This is a genomic window from Bradyrhizobium sp. F1.13.3 (genome assembly GCF_040548265.1).
Classification (GTDB): domain Bacteria; phylum Pseudomonadota; class Alphaproteobacteria; order Rhizobiales; family Xanthobacteraceae; genus Bradyrhizobium.
This window is the reverse complement of record NZ_JBEPRI010000031.1, coordinates 25207-45389: the sequence shown is the minus strand read 5'-3', so window position 1 is coordinate 45389 and position 20183 is coordinate 25207. Positions and strand designations below refer to the sequence as shown.

Sequence of the window (20183 nt, the reverse complement as noted above, 5' to 3'; positions counted from 1 at the left end):
CAAAGAAGGCGCGGTCGATGCCGCGCGGAGCGCGCAGATCGACATCTTCGACGATTGCGGCCTGCCGTAGCGAGGCGAACTTCAGGCGCACGATGAGCCTTTTGTTCTCTCGCTCGGTTGCTTCGCGATCGATCATCAGGCCGAGGCGCTGCTCGAAGGTCAGCGCGGTAACGTCCGGTTGGCGTTGCTGATCGTCGAAGGCCTTGGCCATGCCGGCGAGCCCGAGAGCAGCGAGACGTTCGTGGGTGTGGTTGCTGAGCATAAGGTCTCCTTGTTGGTGGTCAGTGGTAGTAGCCGCGGCCACGGATGTTGCCGTGCTGGATGGGATCGGCCTCGGGGGCGGTGTCGGGAAGGAAGGCTTTGTCCAGGCCGGTCTTGAGGATCGAGACGATCGACCGATAGCTCGCTGAGCCGATGCTGATCCCACGGCGGCACGCGGCTTCCAGACGTTGCGTCCCATAGGTCTTTTCCAACCGCAGGATGCCGAGACAGGATCGGAAGCCCTGCTCGGGATGGGGCTTTGTCCGCATGATCGCCTGGCACAGCGCGATCGTGGACGGACCGATCTTCTCGGCGGCGGCCAGCAGACGTGCCGGCGTCCAGAAGGCGTATCGGCGATGTGCGCTCGGCATGTGCTCGGGGATCGTGGTGTGGCGGCGCCTGACGCCTGAGCGTGCGTGGCTGGCGATCCGGGTGCCGCGATGGAACACCTCGATGGTTGCCTCGGTGGCCCGCACCTCGACGACCTGGCGGATCAGGCGGGATGGCACCGAGTAGAAGTGCCCCTGAACCTCGACATGGTAATCCGGCGCTACACGGGCACGACGCCATTCGGCGTACTGATAGGGTTCGGCCGGCAGCGGCATCAGGGCCGGACGATCGATGGTGTCGAAGAACTCGCGGCGGCTGGCACCGAGCTTGCGCATCAGGCGGGCGTTGAGTTCGTCGACCAGGATGCGGATCGCAACGTTCAACTCGGCGAGCGAGAAGAAGCGCCGGTTGCGCAGCCGCGCCAAAATCCATCGCTGGACGATAAGAACCGCCGCCTCCACCTTGGCTTTGTCGCGCGGCTTGCGGGGCCGCGCCGGCATAATGGTGGTGCCGTAATGGGTGGCAAGATCCTGGTAAGTCCGGTTGACGCCTGGCTCGTAGCGGCTCACCACCGTCACCCCGGCCTTCAGATTGTCGCAGACGAGCGCCTTCGGCACTCCGCCCAGGAAGGTGAGCGCATCCACATGGGCGCCGATCCAGTCGGGCAGCGCCTCGCTGAACCGGGCTTGGACGAATGTGTAGTTCGACGCTCCCATGACCGCGACGAAGATCTTGGCGGCGCGCACCTCCCCGGTAAGCCCGTCGAACACCGGCACGGTATCGCCGGCGAAGTCCACGAACAGCTTTTCGCCGGCCGCGTGGGTCTGCCGCATGGTCGCCGTGATGCCGTGGCGCCATTCGACGTAGAGGTCGCAGAACCGGCTGTAGCCGTAGCCGTCGGGATGATGGCCGCGGTATTCCTCCCACAGCAGCGCCAGCGTTACGCTGCGGCGGCGCAACTCGGCATGGACATGCCCCCAATCCGGAAGCGGCTTCGATCGCGGCGGGTTGTAGCCGGCTGGCGCAAACAGCTTGCGCTCCAGTGCTGTGTCGTCGAGCTCCTCCGGTATCGGCCAGGTGATGCCGATCACCGCGGCCCGACGGACATACTCCGCGATCGCCGTGCGACCGATCCCGACCGATCGGGAGATCACCCGATCGCTCACCCCACAGGCATACTTCAGGCGTAGAACTTCTCGAATCTTCCGCATCGGCAATCTCTCGGCGGGCATCGGACCTCCCATTGCGTGAACCGCAAAAGGAGGGACCTTGCCCCGTTCAGATTGCCGACAACGCCCCCCGTCTCACCCTATCAACAGGGTGGCCGCCTTCGTTCGGATTGGGTGGCCGCTTTCGATCGGAATCGCTGGCCGCCTTCCGTCGGAATCGGTGGCCGCTTTGCCTCGGATTCCGCAACTTATCTGGATGAAGAACATCGGTTCCGTCAGGAATCGTCCACCGGACAGCTCTTTGTGGTAGGTCTTTCGACTATGATTTTCGCTTGGATTTTCTCGTCATGCGTGACTTCGTTGAACTTACCTCTGCAGACGATCCGCAGACATCTACGATGGTTTGGCTACGCACGCCTGCCAGCAGGAGCTTCTGCTCGCCGCCTCGCCTTAATAAGCCGCAGCGTTATGGCGTTGAGCGATCCGTGTTTGGTCCAAGACGCCAGAGCTCGACTGAAACGCCTCACACCCAAAATGGCGGCGGAAGACAATTCGCGTGGCGTGATCCGGTGAGCCGGTTACTTTGTCACCAATGCACGTTGCCGGCTTCAGCAATTGATGCAAAGCGACGCTAAATGCTTCGCCAGTTCGTCGCGCGAGAGGCTTGTAATTTCGCCCTTGCGGCGATCAGACGGTGGGCTTTCATCTCATTCCTTCCCATGTATACCGGTTAGCCAGCTTGACGCCCGAGACACCGTCAACGCATCATCTAAGTGGCCGGCACCCTGACTCACAAGCGATTCTCGGCCAGAGGCTCGGACGCGCTGACCGCACTTTTGAGCAGCCTCGCTCATTAGGGTTACCGATCAGGACGTTTGCCCTAGAGCCGTCCGACGGCCGAGGCTTGCGCTGCGATCACAACGCATTGACCTTCGATGCAACCGTTCGGTCCGGCGGGGATCAGAACTGCCCGTCAACCTCATTTCTTTGCCGCTGCTCCGCGCGGCGAGCCAGCTTATCATATTCCTTGGCGATCTTGAGGAGCCTGCGTCTGGATGTGTCGTCCTTGAGCGACTCCGCTTTTACTCGCGTCGCTTCCGCACGGCCTCGCCAATGTTTGGCGTCGGGGAATGGCTTCTTCTGCTTCATGCAAAAGACGATGCAATTTTTACATCAAGAGAATGCGACACATGCCCTACGTAAGATCCCGTAGGTTGGCTTTCGCAAAAGCACCTCATTTGCCTTCATCTGCCGCCCGCTCTGTCAATGTCTGAGATGCGACAAACCATTCGTAGTAAACGCAAGCGCGTCGAGTAAGCTGGACTACGGTCTTCTTGGTCGAGAACGCCCGCTTGGAAACACCACGCCAACGCAAGTTGATAGTGGAGATTGGACGCACTAGTGGTCCGCGTCAGATCGCGCGCCAAATGCGCGACTCTCGACAAAAGGGCTTGAATCGGACGTAGCGTCAGATTGTAAGGTCTTCAATCGGGGCTCAACGATCGGCCCTTTCGAGCAGGTCGCATGCCCGAGGCGGCCATCCTATGGCCTGGCTCGCCGCGCGAGTTGAGCAAGCAGAGGCAGTGGAACGGCTTCTCGGTGCAGACGGGTCGCTTACCACCTGTCCGCACCGCAATTCCACTGGTCGCACCCAAGCAGTGGAGCGACGAATGAAGGCGAACGAAATCCGCCGGATTACAAACTTTCGTATGGTCCTTCAAAACCGTTTCGATGTGGAACGTTTACCTCCGTACAGTTGAGCGGTCGATGCAATGTCTATACACGTCCAGAATTCGGTGCTTCGAGAGCATGACGCTTCGGCATCGGAGACCGGCGCCTAAGGTCGCCGATCGCGGGACGACATTAACATGCGCAGAGAAAAGATTTGTCAAACCAAGCGAGCAAACGGCGGGTCGCTCTCATCACTGGCGTGACTGGACAGGACGGCGCCTATCTCGCCGAACATCTGCTGTCGCTCGGCTATGTCGTGCACGGCATCAAGCGGCGCTCGTCCTCGTTCAACACCGCGCGGGTCGACCATCTCTACCAGGACCCGCATGTCGGCAAGGTGCCGTTCCTGATGCACTACGGCGACATGACGGACTCGACCAATCTGATCCGCCTGGTGCAGCAAACCCGGCCGACCGAGATCTACAATCTCGCGGCCCAAAGCCACGTCGCCGTCAGCTTCGAAAGCCCCGAATACACCGCCAACGCCGACGGGATCGGCGTGCTGCGCCTGCTGGAGGCGATCCGCATCCTCGGCATGGAGAAGGAGACGCGGTTCTACCAGGCCTCGACCTCCGAGCTCTACGGCCTCGTGCAGCAGATCCCGCAGAGGGAAACGACGCCGTTCTATCCGCGCTCGCCCTACGGCGTGGCAAAGCTCTATGGCTACTGGATTACGGTGAACTACCGCGAGGCCTACGGCATGTTTGCGTCCAACGGCATCCTGTTCAACCATGAGAGCCCGACCCGCGGCGAGACCTTCGTGACCCGCAAGATCACGCGCGGCGTAGCGCGCATCGAGGTCGGGCTCGAGCAGACGCTCTATCTCGGCAATCTCGATGCCAAGCGCGACTGGGGCCATGCCAGGGATTATATCGAGGGCATGCACATGATCCTGCAGGCCGACATACCGGACGATTTCGTGCTCGCCACCGGGGAGACGCGCTCGGTGCGGGAGATGGTCGAGCTGTCCTTTGCGCAGATCGGCCGCCGCGTCGAATGGCGCGGCGCGCACGTCGACGAGACCGGAATCGATAACAAGAGCGGCAAGACCCTGGTGAAGATCGATCCCACTTACTTCCGCCCCACCGAGGTCGATCTCCTCGTCGGCGATGCCACCAAGGCACGCGAGGTGCTCGGCTGGACACCAAAGCGGAGTTTTGCGGAACTCGTCGCCGAGATGGTGGCGAGCGATCTGGCGGAGGCAAAACGGGATGCGGCCAATGGCAAACGTACCGTTTGAGCTCAACGGCAAGAGCGTCTACATCGCCGGCCATCGTGGCATGGTCGGTAGCGCGCTCGTACGCCGGCTCGCGCGAGAGGATGTGAAGCTCTTGACGGTGGACCGGAGCGAGGTCGACCTCTGCAACCAGGCCGCCGTGGTCAACTGGTTTGCGAGGACGCGGCCGCAAGTCGTGTTCCTTGCCGCTGCAAAAGTCGGCGGCATCGTCGCCAACGCCACGCTGCGCGCCGAGTTCATTTACGACAACATCGCGATCGCGGCCAATGTGATCCATGCCGCACATCAAAACCGTGCCGAGAAGCTGATGTTCCTCGGCTCGTCCTGCATTTATCCGAAGCTGGCCGCCCAACCGCTAAGCGAGGACTCCGTGCTGACCGGCCCGCTGGAGCCGACCAACGAGCCCTATGCAATTGCAAAACTCGCGGGAATCAAGATGGCGGAGGCCTATCGTAGCCAGTACGGGTGCGACTTCATCAGCGTGATGCCGACTAATCTTTACGGCCCCGGCGACAATTATCACCCTGAAATGAGCCACGTGGTCGCGGCCCTGATCCGGCGCTTCCATGAGGCCAAGGTTTCGGGCGCAAGAAACGTCGTAGTCTGGGGCACCGGGACGCCGCGGCGCGAGTTCCCTTATGTCGACGACATGGCCGATGCCTGCGTGCATTTGATGAAGACCTATTCGAGCGCGGATCTGATCAACATCGGCACCGGCGAGGACATCACCATTGCCGAGTTTGCCCGCATCGTCGCCGAAGTCGTCGGCTACATCGGCGAGATCAGTTTCGATACCTCCCGGCCCGACGGCACGCCGCGCAAGCTGCTCGACGTCAGCCGTCTCGCGAGCCTCGGCTGGCGCGCGAGGACATGGCTTACACATGGAATGCGGCAGGCTTACCACGCCTTCTTGGCGGCATCGGCTACATCGAACAAACGGAGTGAACCATGCAGCTGCTAGCCGCTGATGGCGCTCATTGTTCGGTTCCAGAAAGTTGCTTTAGGATCTTCCGGCGAATTCGACCGGGCTCCGGCGTCGCTTGGAACTCGCGCACCGCCGGGTGACGCGTGCCCGATGGAGGGCAGGCACGGGCTAGACTGGCCGATAGCTATGGCGAGCGAACGGGTCAGGCGAGCCGTGCGGGACGCTTTGTTTTGAACTCGAGGTAAACTGATTAGCATGTGCGGAATTGTCGGCATCTTGGGGCGCGGTCCGGTCGCGGATCGACTCATCGATTCACTTAAGCGACTGGAATATCGCGGCTACGACTCAGCAGGCATCGGAACGCTCAAGGGAGATCATATCGAGCTTCGGCGCGCCGAGGGCAAGCTGAGAAACCTTGAGACACGCGTTCGCTGCCATCCGCTCTCAGGCCATGTCGGGATCGGGCATACGCGCTGGGCTACTCATGGCAAGCCGACCGAGCACAATGCTCATCCGCATGCAACGGACAATGTTGCGGTGGTCCACAACGGCATTATCGAGAATTTCCGCGAGCTGCGCGCGGAGCTGAAACAGCATGGCGCCTGTTTCGCTTCTGAAACAGACAGCGAGGTGGTGGCGCATCTTATCGACTCTTATCTGAAAAAAGGCTGCTCGCCGCAGGACGCGGTAAAAGCGTCGCTGCCGAGGCTAGTGGGCGCGTTTGCGCTTGCAATCCTGTTCAAGGGTCAACACGACCTCATGATTGGCGCCCGGAAGGGCTCACCGCTTGCGATCGGCCATGGCGAAGGCGAAATGTATCTCGGATCGGATGCTATCGCGCTTGCGCCCCTTACCGGCTTGATCACTTATCTTGAGGACGGCGATTGGGCCGTGCTCAACCGCAACTTCAGCGTGGTTTACGACGCACAAGGCACAGTCGCCCGCCGCGAGGTGGTGAAATCTGGCGCGTCGTCGGTTCTCGTCGACAAAGCAAACTACCGCCACTTCATGGCCAAGGAAATCCACGAACAGCCAGAGGTGATCGGGCAGACGCTGGCGCATTACGTCGATATCGCCACCGAGAGCGTGGCGCTGCCGCAGGAGCTTCCGTTTGATTTCAACGAGATCGGACATATCTCGATCACGGCGTGCGGTACGGCGGGCTATGCCGGCCATATCGCCAAATACTGGTTCGAGCGGCTGGCTCGTATTCCGGTCGAGCTCGATGTCGCCTCCGAATTTCGCTATCGTGAGGCACCGATGCGCAAGGGAGATCTTGCTATCTTCATCTCACAGTCCGGCGAGACGGCCGATACGCTGGCCGCGCTCCGTTATGCCAAATCGCAAGGCCTGCATACGCTCTCGATCGTGAACGTTCTGAGTTCGACCATTGCGCGCGAAAGCGGGACAGTGTTGCAGACACTCGCCGGACCTGAAATCGGCGTTGCCTCGACCAAGGCGTTCACATGCCAGCTTGTCGTCCTGGCGGCGCTTGCGGTCGCTGCGGGCAAGGCGCGCGGTGAATTGTCGGAGAGCGACGAGGTCGATCTCGTGCGAGCGCTGATCGAAATTCCCCGGCTAGTTATAGCGGCGCTTGCCAGCGAGCCGCAGATTGAGAAGCTCGCACGCGACATCGCCAAATCGCGTGACGTGCTATATCTTGGTCGCGGCACCTCGTTTCCACTGGCGCTGGAAGGGGCCCTGAAGCTGAAGGAAATCTCCTATATTCACGCCGCTGGCTATGCGGCGGGAGAGCTCAAGCACGGCCCCATCGCCCTGGTCGACGAGAGCGTTCCCGTAATCGTCATCGCTCCTTGCGACCGGCTCTTCGAAAAGACCACCTCGAACATGCAGGAGGTCGCCGCACGCGGCGGCAAGATTATCTTGATAACGGACGCTTGCGGAGCCGCGGAGGTGTCCATGGATACACTCGCGACGATCGTGCTGCCGGAGATGGGGACGACATTTACGCCCATTGTCTATGCGATTCCGGTGCAGCTCCTGGCCTATCACACGGCCAACTTCATGGGCACGGACGTGGACCAACCGCGAAATCTTGCGAAATCGGTTACCGTCGAATGAGCCATGCCAATTGCCGAAAATATGCCGGAAACGTCAGGCGCTTACAGCTTGGTCGATAGCGCCATGATGGCAGATTCGCGGCCATGAAACGCACTCGGCCGGCGTGAGATTTTCTCCGGAACCGGCCATTTCAAACGAGAGGAAGCTCGCCATGTCACCAGCGTCCATTGGGCACGCGTCAAATGCCAAATCGCGCATTGGCGCCATCTTACGTGCGACGAGCGGCAACTTCCTCGAGCAGTTCGACTTCTTTTTGTTTGGGTTCTACGCCAGTGCCATCGGAAACGCGTTCTTTCCATCAGAGAGCGAAACGGCTTCGCTGCTCAACACTTTCGGTGTGTTCTGGCTGGGTGCCTTGATGCGACCTGTTGGCGCGATCGTGCTTGGAGCCTATATTGACCAGATTGGCCGTCGGCAAGGCCTGGTGATCACGCTTTCGATCATGGCCATTGGCACCATCATCATCGCCTTTTGTCCCGGCTACGCGACGATCGGCATTGCCGCACCCGTGATCGTGCTGTTCGGACGGCTGTTGCAGGGATTTTCTGCCGGCGTTGAGGTTGGCGGCGTTTCCGTCTACCTCTCCGAGATTGCCACTCCGGGCAACCGCGGTTTTTACACATCGTTTCAGTCCTCGAGCCAGCAGGTTGCGATCTTTGTCGCGGCTCTTATCGGATATTTTTTGAGCGAAGCACTTCCGGCCGAAATGGTTGCCTCCTGGGGCTGGCGGATCCCGTTCTTCCTTGGCTGCTTGATCGTTCCGCTTATTTTCTTCCTGCGCCGGACACTGGAGGAAACTCCGGAGTTTCTGGTCATGAAGAACCACCCAACGGCCCGCGAGGTCTTCGCCTCCACAGTTGCGAACTGGCGCATTGTCATTCTCGGCATGATGATCGCCATGCTGACGACTACGACCTTCTATTTCGTCACGGTGTACACGCCTACATTCGGCAAGCACGTGTTGCAGCTGTCGTCGCAGAACACGCTCTTGGTAACGCTTTTGGTCGCCGTGACGAACTTCATCTGGAACCCAATTGGCGGCGCGATTTCAGACAAAATCGGCCGGAAGCCGATCTTGCTGACGATTGCCGGCCTCGCCTTGGTGACCGTGTATCCGGCGTTGTCTTGGCTCGTGACCGACCCAAGCTTTGGCAAGATGCTGGTGGTGGAGATGATATTCTCGTTCTACTTTGGCACCTATAGCGGGGCCATGTTGGGCGCTCTAGTCGAAATCGTGCCGAAGCACGTTCGCACAACCTGCTTTTCTTTGGCCTTCTCACTCGCCGCAGCTCTCTTTGGCACGTTGACGCCGCTCGCATCAACTTGGCTGATCCATCGGACCGATGACAAGGCTTCGCCAGGTTTTTGGCTAATGTTTGCAGCTTTGCTCGGCATCATCGCCGCGCTCACGATTTATCCAGGAAGCACGAAGAGAGTTGCGAAACCGGCGAGACCCGAGCGGTCTAACAGGGCCGTAACCGCGCAATTTGCCACGCATTAGCACGCGCGCCCACGGGGACGTTGACGGCCCGAGACCGAACTTCGTGCGCGACTGCCCTTGCGGTGATCTCACGGTGGTGCGCGGCCGACTCTGCCGGTCACGGTTCTTCCTGTGCGATCGCAGGCAGTATCGGGACGAGCTTGCGCTGATGTTGACCGGGGATGGCTGAGCATTATCAGCTAACCCCTGTTCTGTCATCGAGGGGACGATGATAATGCCCGCACTTTGCAGTCACGCGAAACACTCAGATCTCGCGCGAGGGGATAGATCCCTCGCGCGAGCTCCGCGCAGCGAATTCGGCGGGGTCTCTGTACGGCTGCCACACAAACTGAACGGTCACCTCGTCAGGCTGCATGAATTTCCCGAGCGAACCCGTGTCTTGCACCGCGAGAGGTCTGGTATGTGGACCAGATACCGGCCGCTCGGCGCTCAGATACGCAAGTCGGATGTTCACCCTTTTTATGTATTTCGAGAGGAGCGGCCGAAAGGTCGATGCTGCCTCGTGCAATCGAGCGACGGGCCAAGGCATGACCACGACCCAGGCCATTGTTGGCTCTGCTCGATCGGCCGCGGCTTCACGCGCCGGTCGCTTGTGCGGGCGAGGTACCGCGCGCGAGCTGTGCGAGCTCCTCCTCAAGCATAGGGTTGCGCTTGAACATGGCGTCGATCAATGCTTGCGCCGGTTGCTCGGCCGCCTCCACCCACGTCGCCTTCTCCGCGCGCGCCGCGGGCGCGAAAACACGTTTGACCACCGTCGGGGACCCCCTCAGACCGCATTTGGCCATGTCATCCACGCCAGCATTTTGGGCGCTCCATTTCACGATTGTGGCACGGGCGGCACGCAGCGCATCTATCATTGCACCGCGGCGAATTTGATTGGTTGCCTCCAACATGCTGACCAGACACGGCAGCTTTGTACGCAACACCTGGATGCCGCCTTCGCAGCGCCGTTCCGCCTCGATTGTGCGTGCCTTGAAGTCCAACGCTTTGATTGTGGAGACGTACGTAAGCTGCTGGACCCCGAGCCTCTTTGCAATGCCAGGCCCCACCTGCGCCGTATCGCCGTCGATCGTCTGCTTGCCGGTGAATATGACGTCCGGCGGGCCATATTCCCTCCCGATATTGCGAACCGCGCACGCCAGCGCGTAACTCGTCGCCAGCGTATCGGAGCCCGCGAAGCTACGATCGGTGAGCAGGACAGCGCGATCGGCACCAAATGTCAGTGCCTTTCGGAGAGATTCTTCGGCCGACGGTGGCCCCATTGTGAGGACGGTAATTTCGCCGCCGAACCTAGCCCGTAGGTCGAGCGCAGCTTCCAGGGCGAAGAGATCATATGGGTTGATGATTGTCGGCACGCCCTGGCGCATGATCGTATTGGTAACAGGGTGCACGCGGATTTGCGCGGAGTCGGGGACCTGTTTGATGCAGACGATGCTGTGCATTACTTCTCCTAAGATGCTGAGCCGGCTCCCGACGAGCAGCAAATGTCATACCACCCCGGCATTTCGGCGAAGGACGGCATGCAAAGACTGACGGCGAGTCGGTTGTCGCAACTGCGACGTCTTGAGCATGGGCGTGATCTTGAGCTGATCTGAGTTACGGGCAGCAACGGAGCCGCAGCAATCACGCCCGGTTTCACGCCAAGCCAGTTTGCAGGGGGAACACGTTGCAAACAGACAATGACAAGACCAGCCGGACGCGAGGACGCCCTACACTTCACCGGTGAGCGTATCCCAACCAAGGCACGAGGCTAGTATTCGTATCATGCATCAGAGCTGGCAACCGCCTCTTGCCACGCTCTCCTATCGTAGTCGGACGAGCGCGAGAGAGGAGCGAGCCCGACGCTTCGTTCAGAAGCGCTTGATCTCGACACCGTGTCTACGCAAGGCATAGCCAATCTGGCGCGGGGTTAGTCCAAGCAGGCGCGCCGCTTTTGCCTGTACCCACCCGGATCTTTCCATGGCTGCGATGACGCGCTCGCGATCGGTGAGTTTCGCAGCACCCACCGCGGGTCGCCCCGGTGGCCCTAGCGGTGTCAGCTCGCTGCTGACCGGCTGAACGGCTGTTATAGCTTCTGGAGGCGGCATGCTCAGCCTCGCGGGCAGTGAGAAATGCGGGCTCGGCTGTCGCGCCATTTCCTCCTCTCCACACTTCCATAGCATGGCCGACAGGCATTGCCCGTGGCAGCATGCAAAATCATGTCTTACGATCGACGATCCTTGCGCGAGGGTTGCGGTCCGCTGCACGCAGTTCTCGAGCTCGCGGACATTACCGGGAAATTCGCAAACCGTGAGGACCTCAATCGCACTTGAATCGAACACCAGAGCACGGCCGTTTTCATTGTTGAAGTTCTTCAAGAAGCGAGCGGCGAGAAGCGGAATATCAGTGCGTCTTTCGCGCAGCGGCGGCAGTAGCAGAGGAACCACGCTGATGCGGTAGTAGAGATCGGCACGAAACTCCCTCCTTGCCACCGCCTCTTCAAGATTCCTGTTCGTGGCTGCAATCACGCGGACGTCGACTTTGATTGTCTGATTGCCGCCCACCCGCTCGAATTCCTGCTCCTGAAGCACGCGCAGGAGCTTCGCCTGGAACGACGCCGAGATCTCACCGATCTCATCTAGAAACAACGTTCCCTTGTCGGCGAGCTCGAAGCGACCCTTGCGCGCATTGAAGGCGCCCGTAAACGCCCCCTTCTCATGACCGAACAATTCGGATTCTAGCACCGTCTCAGTCAAGGCTGCGCAATTCAGCTTGATAAAGGGGCGTTTGGCCCGCGCTGAATGCTCGTGAATGGCCTTCGCGACCAGCTCTTTTCCGGTACCCGATTCGCCACGCAGCAGAACCGTGCTGTTGGATTTTGCGATCACCTCGACCTTCTCAAGTAACGCGCGGAGCGCCGGGCTGTCGCCAATAATTCCGTCGACTTGAACCTTCTTACGCTCCCGCCCATGAGGCTTTGGTTCGGACAGCTGCTTCTGCAGCCGGAACTCCTCGTCCATAAGGCGCCCGCGATCGCGCTCAAAAATGGAATGCAGCTTCGCGGTCTGGCCCACAAGGCTAGCGACCATGGTCAGCAGGTGGAGGTCGTCATCGAGCTGCGCGCGCATCCCATTGTCGGCGATGCGGTCAATGCTCAGCGTACCCGCAACTTTCTCGTCAATGTCTATGGGAACGCCGATGAATGCAACACGCATATTACCGGCGGCATCTAGCATCTCGACGTCCGAAGAACTGAAGGCCGAATGCAGCGCTACGTTCTCAACGATGAGCGGCTGCCCCGACGCCACGATTTGATCGATTGCTCCTTGCGGCAAGCGCACCCCGCGGCGCGAATCCCGGTCTTCGTCCCGACCGTCGCCTACGATCATCTGGGGCACGCCGTCATGACCGAAGAGACACACGATTCCGCGGCGCATCTGCACGAGCGATTGCAGACGCTCGATGACGCTCTCCAGCTTGGCTTCGAGCTGGGCTAGGCCGGTCAGCGTGTGCGCTATTTCAAAGATCGTGCTTAGCGATTTCTCTTGCGACGGCACAATATAACCGGAGGGGTCCGCGTCGGAGGTTGAGTTTAGTTTTTCGCGCAGGGAAACGTTGTCCAGCATAACGACTTCTCCGTTCCTTTCTTCATCCTCCCATGATCTTGATCGGACTTGTTGGACGCGTGTTGCATGCCCCTCAATCTGACATCCGGTTCTCAGGGAGGGCGAGAGATCACGCCTCTTCATGGCACGTGGCAGCACCTACAGTGACTAGATTTGCTGCGTTAATCTTTCAACTCCCTGGCGGATTCGCCCTGGCCAAAATGACTTCCATCCGGGATGGCCCAGATGAACCGGGCTTCGCCAGGGGCGAGTTCATCACAAGTGTTGTCCGCCATTGATCGGGACTTCGGCGCCAGTGACATAACTTGCCGCATCTGAACATAGGAAGAAAATGACCTTGGCGACTTCCTCGGGTGTACCCACTCGGCGAAGTGGGATCTTTGGCACAAGATGCGCTTCCGTGGCAGGCGACAAAATGTCCGTCTTGATTTCTCCGGGCGCGACCGCATTGACGCGAATGCCATGTGAGGCGTAATCGTGCGCCATTTCGCGCGTGAGACAAGCGAGCGCAGCTTTCGAAGTCGCATATGCCGTGCCTGCAAATGGATGCACGCGCGAGCCGGCGATCGAAGTCACATTGACGATCGAGCCTGAAGCCGCTTTTAGCTCATCGAACAGACCTTGGGCGAGCAGGATCGGCGCCACCAGATTGAGGTGGAACACGCTCATCCAGGTATCGACTGAGGTTGCCAGCGACGTCAGCCGGGCACCGTTCGGCATTTTTGGTGACTTTCCGGCATTGTTTACCAGTCCATGCAACGGTGCGCCGGCAAGGCACTCCTTGATCTCGGCAATTACGCGCGGCAGCGTCCGATGGTCGCTCAGGTCGACCTTGATATAGCTGTCGCCCTCTGAATTCCATGGGCAGCGCACCGCGTCGAATGGTTGGCGCGCGCAAGAAATGACGCGCCAACCGGCTTGCGAAAACAATTTTCCGGTGGCGCGACCGATGCCGCGCGATGCTCCGGTCAATACCAGCGTCTTCCGCTCACGCAGCAGGCGGCGCGCTCGATCGGCGTGAATTGGACCGCCAAAGTCCTTTTCCGACGATTGAGCTGGGACCGCTTTGTCATTTAGTAGACCTAGATTCACATGCCGCTCCCGTCCGCTTCCCTCGGCTGAGCACCTGGTGCAGGATCCGGGCCAAAGCGATGCAGGGCACAAGCGGCGAACCTTTGCGACCCAAATGGCAGGTTCGGAACATCTCGCCTGTTTGCTTTTCGACAATGGCAACGCCCCGGCAATGGCAGGACCATCGCCGTGTTTCCGGGCGCGTTACAAATGCGTGCGGGCTCGATCTTCGAGTCGAAAAGCCGGCGTTTACACCGCGAGCTGACTACATCGCTCTCCCCAGGTGACTTGAGGCTCATTCGCCAGGGAAGAGAGATCAGCTCCCTTTGGCGGAGATCAGGACCGATGCTAGTTCGTGCAATTCCTTCTCGACCGTTGTGCGCGCGCGCGCACATGCGGCTGTTGATCAATCCGATACGATGGGCCAGGGGTCTTGCTGTTCGCAAGGTCCAACAAAAAGGACACGATGGGCGCATGAATGAATAAGACTAGCTAGTGGCAAACAGATGGCCGAGCAAAGGCGATCTATCCACCGGGCGCGCCTTGTTGCTGCTGGAACATTCACACGTGATTGGCCTGCTGCGTTGAAGGCCGGACAACAATCACTGTGCTCTTCGCCGTCTGCCCGGGGATGGCAGTTTTTGGCTACGATGATGATACGGCCAAAGCCCTTCCGGACGACACGGCTTACGCATGGTGGCGCGAAGCATTACGTAGCCAAGCCGCTGGCGCTCGTGGTATTGGCCGAGGCTTCGCACCCGTATGCCTGATCGTGCCGGCAGAGCATCCGTCGGACAAGCAGCCGTATTAACGGTCGGCCGGCCAGGCGTCGCACCCGGGGCGGAAATCACCACCGTTTCGTTTCTGCGATATACCTCGCCAAGCAGATAGGTCGAGGCCAGCACTAACAGCCCGATGATCTCGGCAGGCCATTAATTAGCCCGAGCAGCCTCGTGGTAAGTGGTTCGGCGTGGAATAAGGCACCCCTTTGGTCCGCGCGCTAAACTGGTAGCGCTCGCGTCCTCGGAACTGGTCGGGGTTGCGGAGGCAGAGAAGCGCGGGCTGTTCGAGCATCGTCGCGGCCTCCCTCGCGGTCGTTTTGGGTCTCGACGATGTCGCGGTGATGGGCGCCGGATTTTGGAATCGGCGAGCACGGTCGGCCATTCCCCGGTCGACGTCAGGCTCAGCCAGGCCTGCGCGATCTCCTTGGCCCCCCAACACGTAGCTGGCGGCCAGCACTCAATGCCGCGCCGCAAGCTTCGTGCCCTGGCTTTCGCGGTCAACTAAACCACGCTCTCCGCTGCACGCGGCCGTGAGCATAGGACTCCTGCAGCCGGATGCGGCCGCCATCATTGCGGCTACATCCAACAACAGTGCTAGTCACATGAAATCATCCTCGTACGCGTATCTGGGGGAACCTGGTGCGCTCTCGGTATCACTGCTCCCGTTCTCCTCAGCTTTGGAGAGATAGAGTCGAGGTTTGTCCGCACGCTGCCATTCACCGGCACTGTTCTTCGTCCACTTGTCCGGATGCTGCGTAGGATCGAGTACCATGCCTCCATCAGCCAGTTGGACGAAACCCATCTTCGCTGCACGGGCTTGTGCTTCTGGATTGTCCGGATGCCATTCAGCAATGGTCGTTCGCCATCGATCCGAAGTTGATGCTCAAGCAGAATATCGCCGGCGTTCTCGACAAGTGGATGAGCGACCTGAAAATCCACGATCGAGGTAATCTCAGCCCGGCCAGGAAACTGGTGTCGCCAATCGTCCGATTCGAATTCAGTCATGCTGAACCCGCCTTCCGTTCTCATCAGTCCGGCGCTCTGGTTTCCCAATTGGTAGCTGAAATACCGCGCTTCGTCCGAATCTCGCCTCACCGCGTATTGCTTAGCAACTTCCGCGGTACGTCTCGCCCTCGAGGATACGAATTCCGAATACTCTCGTGGATTCTCGGCAATGTGCATGATATCATCGCCATGAAACCGCCTCGCTTCCCTCCTGAAAGACGTGATGTCCATCTCCATCACTGGAGGTCTGTCATTCAGGATGTATGCTGGTGCTCCCGCAGAAGATGAGCTTCCGCCAGAAGTCGATTCGTCTAAGCGCATCTGTGCAAACGTGTCAGCGAAGCTTTCGGTTCCCGCATCGGTTTGCCAGCTGGCGTCATGCGTGTAGGCGCTATCGGAGGATCCACCAATTCGACCATACATAGCTGTTCGCTCTCCTATTTTTTGCATTCGGTTCAGGCCAGCAAGGCGCGGGAGATACCCATAAATTGCTTAGCTGACGACTAGCTGTTCTACCGGACGCACAAACCAATCAGAATTGGCTCAAGTCGACGAAATTAGGTTGCAACTCGGCTTGACGAAGCTCGCGCATCGGTTCTGCTACGTCCGCTGGATCAAAACGGAAGGGCCGTTGCTGGCTCCAGGCGGCGGGGCCTGCTACTGCAGCTTCGGCTCCCGGTCGACGGGCTTCACTAGGCTTGGCCAATCATTGCTTCATGCCCCTGCGTACCAAACCTAAACGTCGCCACCAACCCGCAAGATCGGGTGGGACTGCGCGGCCGACCTGCTGTAAACAGTCCGACTTGGGTAAAGGCAGTGTGACCAGCGAGACCAGAATAGCGAGCGCCGAGAGCAAAAGCCCATGCGCCCGCTGTCGAGATTTGGACCTGATCTACGCTCCAGACAGCGGCTTCTGGAAATGCCACATATAAGCTCTGACCGAACGCCGCACTCGATCACGTGCCGTAAAGGGGCAGGCCTCTTGTTGAGAGGCACCCACCAGATGGCACCAATGTCAATCGGCGTCGCGGTTGGTCTCAATGGGCACCAAAAAGGTGAAGCTGCTAACGCCGAAACGGCGTCACCTTTTGAATGCCGACTGAGACCACTGCAAGCCGATCAACGCGGCAGTTCATGAAGCCGCAAAATGTTCGTATGGATTATCGATCATCGTCAAATGCACCGGATTGCTCAGATCGAATTCAATAATGCGGGGCACGAGCAGGCGAGCGTAGCGCGTGAAGGCGCTGGTTGGGGGAAAGCGGATCACGGTAGCGCATCGCGCAAGAAGATACATGTCGACGAGAGCGGAAGCTCCACCTTCAATTCCCATTTCCGCACTATGCAACGGCCCTGCCCGATCGGCCTGGAAACGTTTTGGTACGGCGAGGACATTGGGAAACATACCCGATACGTGATCGAGCACCTGTGCACTGTCCGTGCACAGGAAGATCTTTACAGGCTTTGGATATGGCAAAGCCTCGGCTTTACGGATTGCCGTGCAGACCTGACGAAGGGCGAGCTCCGAATCGGCCCAGTATGGCGCATGCTCCATGATGTCTTCGCCATTGCCGTGCCGAACATGAACGCCGATGATGCTATGACCGCTAAAGTGTTCCTCACAGAACGCGTCGATCCGCGCTCGAATCTCAGGCCTGAGTTTGATGTTCCGAAAGATCAGTCGTTCGGCTTCCTCGCTACAACGCCACATCAGGCAAGCGTCACAGATAATGGTGTTGGCTTCGTTATCTTCTCTTGACTGGAACAGCTCGGTCAGTTCGTCACGCTCTCGGAAGATCTGCTCATCCGGGCGATTGATGCAGTCGATCGATGGCCTATTCCACCACCGCGGGAAGAACGGTCCGGGAAACGAGAGCTGGTTGACCCGATCATCGCAAATCACCGGCACTCCAGCGATGTCCTCAACAGGCTCGAAGAACACCGAAAAGGCGTTGCTGAGCGGTTGGTCGACGTAACAGGAACCGCGCCAGTCGATGACGAGCGTCCGCCCGGTCCGCTGCGCGTACGACCAGGCTGACGCCAGCGACCAGAGGCAATCACCAAATCCGGTACGCCTCCGAGAAATAACAAAGCGTTCCTTCGTCAAATTATCAAACCCCTCTCGTCGCGCAGGATCAGTTTTGTGTGGCGTACCTACACTTCTGCGATTCCGATCCCTGCCAATGGTCGGCTGGTCACCTGGACGCAAGGCGATCAACCCGCAAGCCTATCCTTCACGGTACCGCGATTGGCAGGTCATGCAAGAGGCGTCCACAAAGCCCTCTTCCGCATTGCTCACCTTTTACGACCGCGCAGGATGCAGCCGAATACGGCGCTGATCCCAGAGCACGCGCAGTTCGTTGACGAGACCTTCGCGCCTAGTCCTGTCAGAGGTGACCCTTGCGAGAAGATCGGCAAGAACAGCTTCTCTCTCTATTTGCATCAGCATGTCGAACAGGTCATGCGAGACGCGCACGCTGTCATGGCTGGAGTGACCTATGCGGATCTCGCAGACTGTCTCCTGGCGTTCTCGGCCCGCATGAGCGCGAACCCGGTAAAGAGATGCATGCGGCGGCAGTGATACAGCGAGTTCAGTCCAGCTTTCGAGCGTTGTTGCCCGCTTCTTGACGAGGAATGACCCGACCACAAGTCCATCCAGCTCGGTCGACAAAAACGCCGTAATCGCATCGGCAACGGAATCGACGATCGGTTCGGCATTGTTGTTGAATGACGTATTAAGTAGAATCGGGACGCCTGTCCGGCTCTTGAACGCGTTGATGAGTTCCCAATAGGCGGCATTGTTCGTGCGGGAAACCGTTTGCAGCCGAGCCGTACCATCGATGTGCGTGATCGCCCCCAGCAGAGCACGCTTGGATTCACGCACGCGAACGACGAAATTCATAAAGGGATATTCTGCGCGACCATCCGGCAACTCAAAGAACGCGCCCGCATCCTCCTCCAGAACCGACGGCGCAAATGGTCGATAACTCTCACGCTTCTTGACCATCGCGTTAATCCGCTCCTTGTTTGCGGCGGGCCTCGGGTCTGCAAGAATACTGCGATTGCCGAGCGCACGAGGGCCGAACTCAGACCTGCCCTGTACCCACCCGATCACGGCGCCATCAGCGATCCACTCGGCTGCTCTGGTTGCGACGTCATCGGTCCGTTCCATCTCCAGGTGTCCGGTCCATCGCTTCAGTTCCTGTTCGATGCTGTCGTCGCTGCCGACATCTGGCCCCCAATAAACAGCCTGGAGTCGCTCGCGGGGCGCCGGCTGCCCGGCCTCTTTCGACACCATCAGTGCCGCGCCCAATGCGCATCCGGCATCATGCGCAGCCGGCTGCACGAAGATGTCATCGAAGAGGCCTGAATACAGGAGTTTTCCGTTGAGAGTGCAGTTGTGGGCGACCCCGCCAGCCAGGCACAACCGTTTCATTCCGGTCGACTCACGGTAGTGCCGAAGAATGTGAAACACGATCCGCTCCAGCGCCTCCTGCAACGATGCGCTCACATCTTGATGCTGTTGCGTGAACGGCATTCCCTTTCGCCGGACCTCGATATTGCGCAGCAATGCCGGGCCGATCCGGTCGAGGTGAACGCGGTAGCCACCGTTTGCGGAGAGCTCATAGAATTGAGCAAAGAGCTCGCGAAAGCGTGCGGGATCTCCGTAAGGAGCCAGTCCCATCACCTTATACTCGTCGAACAGGCCGTAGCCGAGATATCGGATCGTCTCCAGATAGAACAGTCCGAGAGAGTTATTCTCTGGAAACGTCGTAAGCTCGGTCATTTCGGTACCCGACCCGACCGCCAAGAGACCCGAGAGGAAGTCGCCACAACCGTCGATCGCGAGGACCAGGCTTTCTTCAAAACCCGACATCGCCAGAGCGCTCACGGCATGGGCCTGATGGTGGCCCACGAATGACACCCGCGCGGGATCAATTTCGGTTCCGAACTCCGCCTCCAGAAGGTGCCGTAATAGCAAATTGGCATTTAGCGGAATTGAGATCTCGGGTTGAGAGATGAACAGCCGTTCGAGCATCGCGTTGCAATAGGGTTCGGTGGCGTAGAACGCAATACGATCGACGTCGCGAAGCTCCACACCTGCAGCTGCAAGACAGTATTGAATCGCACCGCTCGGGAGCTTGTTTGAGTGTTTGATCCTGTTGAGCCGTTCCTCTTCAACGGCAGCGATCACGCGCCCGTCCTTCACAAGAACTGCGGCGCCGTCGTGCAGAAATGTGTTCGGTAGTTCAAGCGGATTTTCATAGACCCTATCGAGCCCGCCACTCAGTCCTAGACACAGCATCTTGTTCTCCGTTCATCCTGAGGGCCTGTTGGCCTATTTAGTATCGCTCGCTTTGCGAGTAGACCGCACATCGCGGCGGGCAGATCCGGCATCGCTAGCGTAACGAGGCTCACATCGGTGTCGCACGCGAATTGCGTTACGCCCGATATCTGATTTCGCCCACGCGATGCTTCGCTTC

Annotated in this window: 12 protein-coding genes and 1 pseudogene; 4 read left to right on the top strand and 9 right to left on the bottom strand. The window is 59.3% G+C overall.

Annotated features, from left to right (window positions below; all coding sequences use genetic code 11):
* The 3 genes from ABIB66_RS41325 to ABIB66_RS41315 form a co-directional block, all read right to left on the bottom strand.
* A partial coding sequence (locus tag ABIB66_RS41325) for an ATP-binding protein (protein ID WP_354259588.1) occupies window positions 1-211 on the bottom strand: 211 nt, incomplete at its 3' end.
* Window positions 212-281: 70 nt separating this feature from the next.
* Entirely contained in the window at window positions 282-1823 is a 1542-nt protein-coding gene (istA, locus tag ABIB66_RS41320; RefSeq protein ID WP_354259585.1) for an IS21 family transposase, read from the bottom strand.
* An 897-nt stretch (window positions 1824-2720) separates the two neighbouring features.
* The gene (locus tag ABIB66_RS41315; RefSeq protein WP_275174117.1) at window positions 2721-2909 is read right to left on the bottom strand and encodes a hypothetical protein; all 189 of its coding nucleotides are present in this window, start codon (window positions 2907-2909) and stop codon (window positions 2721-2723) included.
* Window positions 2910-3645: 736 nt separating this feature from the next.
* On the opposite strand from ABIB66_RS41315, the gene gmd reads away from it, so the two are divergent.
* The 4 genes from gmd (at window position 3646) to ABIB66_RS41295 (ending at window position 9236) form a co-directional block, all read left to right on the top strand.
* Entirely contained in the window at window positions 3646-4731 is a 1086-nt protein-coding gene (gmd, locus tag ABIB66_RS41310) for a GDP-mannose 4,6-dehydratase (protein WP_354259582.1), read from the top strand.
* Entirely contained in the window at window positions 4712-5689 is a 978-nt protein-coding gene (gene fcl / locus ABIB66_RS41305) for a GDP-L-fucose synthase (RefSeq protein ID WP_354259579.1), read from the top strand. The genes gmd and fcl overlap by 20 nt, the downstream gene beginning before the upstream one ends.
* Before the next feature lie 219 nt (window positions 5690-5908).
* The gene (gene glmS / locus ABIB66_RS41300; RefSeq protein ID WP_354259576.1) at window positions 5909-7735 is read left to right on the top strand and encodes a glutamine--fructose-6-phosphate transaminase (isomerizing); all 1827 of its coding nucleotides are present in this window, start codon (window positions 5909-5911) and stop codon (window positions 7733-7735) included.
* A gap of 151 nt (window positions 7736-7886) precedes the next feature.
* Window positions 7887-9236 carry an MFS transporter gene (locus tag ABIB66_RS41295; protein WP_354259573.1) on the top strand — a complete coding sequence of 450 codons (1350 nt, stop codon included), beginning with the start codon at window positions 7887-7889 and terminating at the stop codon, window positions 9234-9236.
* A 575-nt stretch (window positions 9237-9811) separates the two neighbouring features.
* On the opposite strand, the gene ABIB66_RS41290 is transcribed toward ABIB66_RS41295, so the two are convergent.
* From ABIB66_RS41290 to ABIB66_RS41270, 6 genes and pseudogenes are all read right to left on the bottom strand, one after another.
* Window positions 9812-10678, bottom strand: a complete 867-nt coding sequence (locus ABIB66_RS41290; RefSeq protein WP_354259570.1) for an electron transfer flavoprotein subunit beta/FixA family protein — start codon at window positions 10676-10678, stop codon at window positions 9812-9814.
* A gap of 408 nt (window positions 10679-11086) precedes the next feature.
* Window positions 11087-12841 (bottom strand): nif-specific transcriptional activator NifA, encoded by a 1755-nt coding sequence (nifA, locus tag ABIB66_RS41285; protein ID WP_354259567.1) that lies wholly within the window; start codon window positions 12839-12841, stop codon window positions 11087-11089.
* 255 nt (window positions 12842-13096) lie between these two features.
* A complete protein-coding gene (locus ABIB66_RS41280; protein ID WP_502918365.1) occupies window positions 13097-13933 on the bottom strand; it encodes an SDR family NAD(P)-dependent oxidoreductase in 837 nt (278 codons plus the stop codon).
* Window positions 13934-15292: 1359 nt separating this feature from the next.
* Window positions 15293-16020, bottom strand: a pseudogene (locus ABIB66_RS43775) (effector protein NopP).
* A gap of 811 nt (window positions 16021-16831) precedes the next feature.
* Window positions 16832-17806: a nodulation protein NodZ gene (locus tag ABIB66_RS41275; RefSeq protein ID WP_354259564.1), complete on the bottom strand. Its 975-nt coding sequence runs from the start codon at window positions 17804-17806 to the stop codon at window positions 16832-16834.
* A 195-nt stretch (window positions 17807-18001) separates the two neighbouring features.
* Window positions 18002-20005, bottom strand: coding sequence for a carbamoyltransferase family protein (locus ABIB66_RS41270; RefSeq protein WP_354259561.1), 2004 nt, complete (start codon window positions 20003-20005; stop codon window positions 18002-18004).
* Between the last annotated feature and the right edge of the window lie 178 nt (window positions 20006-20183).